This is a genomic window from Actinomycetota bacterium, from assembly GCA_035759705.1.
Taxonomy (GTDB): Bacteria; Actinomycetota; CADDZG01; order JAHWKV01; family JAHWKV01; genus JAJCYE01.
This window is the reverse complement of record DASTUJ010000183.1, coordinates 1-2,165: the sequence shown is the minus strand read 5'-3', so window position 1 is coordinate 2,165 and position 2,165 is coordinate 1. Positions and strand designations below refer to the sequence as shown.

Here is a 2,165-nt window from a genome sequence, read left to right as displayed (position 1 = left end):
AGGCCATTGCCAAGACCACCCCGCCCCCTTCCTACGACCCCTCGATGCCCCTTCAGTTCATGGTGACCAACCTTGCCGCCGACCCCTACGTCGGCCGCCTGGCCATCGGCCGGGTATGGAACGGCTACGTCAACACCGGCGACCGGGTTGCGGTCTGTCACCGGGACGGCTCGATCGAGTCCGTCCGCATCACGAAGATGCTGGCCCACACCGGCCTCGACTACGAAGAGGTCGAGAAGCTCGGCCCCGGCGACATCGCCTCGATGGCCGGCCTGGGTGACGTGACCGTCGGCGAGACGATCACCGACCTCGAAGACCCCCGCCCGATGCCGGTCCTGACCATCGACGAGCCCACGCTGCGCATGACATTCGGCGTGAACACCTCGCCGATCTCGGGCAAGGAGGGCAAGTTCGTCACCAGCCGCCACCTCAAGGCCCGCCTGGAGCGGGAGGTACTGGGCAACGTATCGATCCGCCTGGCCGACACCGGCTCGCCCGACAAGACCGAGGTCCGGGGCAGGGGAGAGCTGCAACTGGCGATCCTCATCGAGTCGATGCGCCGCGAGGGCTACGAGCTTCAGGTCTCCAAACCCGAGGTCATCACCAAAGAGGTCGACGGCGAGACCCACGAGCCGTACGAGGACCTGGTGCTGGACCTTCCCGAGCAGTTCGTCGGGGTCGTGACCCAATCCCTGGCGCTGCGGAAGGGCCGGATGAAAAACCTGGTCAACCACGGCAGCGGATGGGTTCGCATGGAGTTCCGGGTCCCCGCCCGAGGCCTGATCGGCTTCCGGGGCGAGATGTTGACCGAGTCCCGCGGCACCGCAATCATCCACAGCGTCTTCGCCGGTTACGACAAGTGGGCCGGCGAAATTCCCCACCGCATCTCGGGCGCCCTGGTGGCCGACCGGCTTGGCGAGACCACGGGCTACGCACTGTACGACCTGCAGGAGCGGGGCGAACTTTTTGTCAGCTCCGGCGTGACGGTTTACGAGGGCATGATCATCGGTGAGAACTCACGCACCGAGGACATGAACGTGAACCCCACCAAGGAGAAGAAGAAAACCAACATCCGGACCCACGCAGCCGACGAGAGCATCAGGCTGGTTCCGCCCCGCATGATGTCGCTGGAGAACGCCCTGGAGTTCATGGCCGGCGACGAGCTGGTGGAGATCACCCCCAAGAGCATTCGCCTGCGCAAGGCCGAGCTGGACCAGCGCCTGCGCCTCCGGGCCTACCACGCCAACCGCGGCAACAAGTAGACCTACGACAGGGCCGCCGCCGAGCTCGGGGTATCAGGCAGCGGCCCCATCGAAGCTTCTAGTCGTCGTTCACAATCGTCCCAACCGCCAGGCCGTCGGCGATGGCTGCGTTGACCGGGGTCGACAGGTTCACGAGGAAGGTCTCGTTTGCCTCCTTGACCCTGTCCTTGACGACCTTCATGGTGACCTTGACGCTGGTCGACCCGGCCGGGATTGTCGCTGTGCCGACGACAGCCGTGTAGTCGGAGCCGGCCAGTGCCGTGCCGTTGGATGTCGAGTAGTTCACCTTCATCGCCTCAGTCGACGGGGAGGAGGCCTTCAACGTGAAGGTCATGGTTTTCGTGGCAAACGTTCGGGAGTTGCCCTCGACCAGTGAGACGTCGGCAATCGAAACCGAAGGCGTGACCCGGGGGAGAGTCGTGCCGCCGGAGCCGGGGCAGGGTACGGCGCCCGGGTCGACGACACCGCCGAAGTCGGTGGTCCAGTAGTTCCGGTAGGCGGCGGCCGCGTTGTAGGCCTTGCCGATGCCGATCACCTTGTAGTTGGCGTTCAGCATGTTGGCGTTGTGGCCGGAGGAGTTCTTCCACTGGTCGAACGTCGCCGCAGCGGTGGCGTTGCCGGCCGCGATGTTCTCACCCCGGTAGGTGCTGTAGCCGTAGCCGAGGGCGGTCATCCGCTTGAACGGGTCGCGGCCGAGGCTGTCGGTGTGGCTGAAGTAGTTCTTGTTCGCCATGTCGGTGCTGTGCCACTCCGACGCGTTGGTGAGGCTCTCCGAGACCATCAGAGCCGGCAGGCCCTTGGTGGCGCGGTAGTTGTTGATCAGGGTGCAGAAAGCGGCTTCTTCGGAATCAAGGGCGACTGCGGCCAGCGCTGGGGACTGCGTCATGAGGGGCGACAGCAGGG

General features: G+C 65.2%; 2 protein-coding genes. One reads left to right on the top strand and one right to left on the bottom strand.

Annotated features, from left to right (window positions below; genetic code table 11):
* The coding region (locus VFV09_12765; GenBank protein ID HEU4868585.1) for an EF-Tu/IF-2/RF-3 family GTPase at positions 1–1,262 on the top strand (1,262 nt) is incomplete at its 5' end.
* A gap of 58 nt (positions 1,263–1,320) precedes the next feature.
* Here the strand turns inward: VFV09_12765 and VFV09_12760 are convergent.
* Positions 1,321–2,165: CAP domain-containing protein (locus tag VFV09_12760; GenBank protein HEU4868584.1), on the bottom strand; the 845-nt coding region annotated here is incomplete at its 5' end.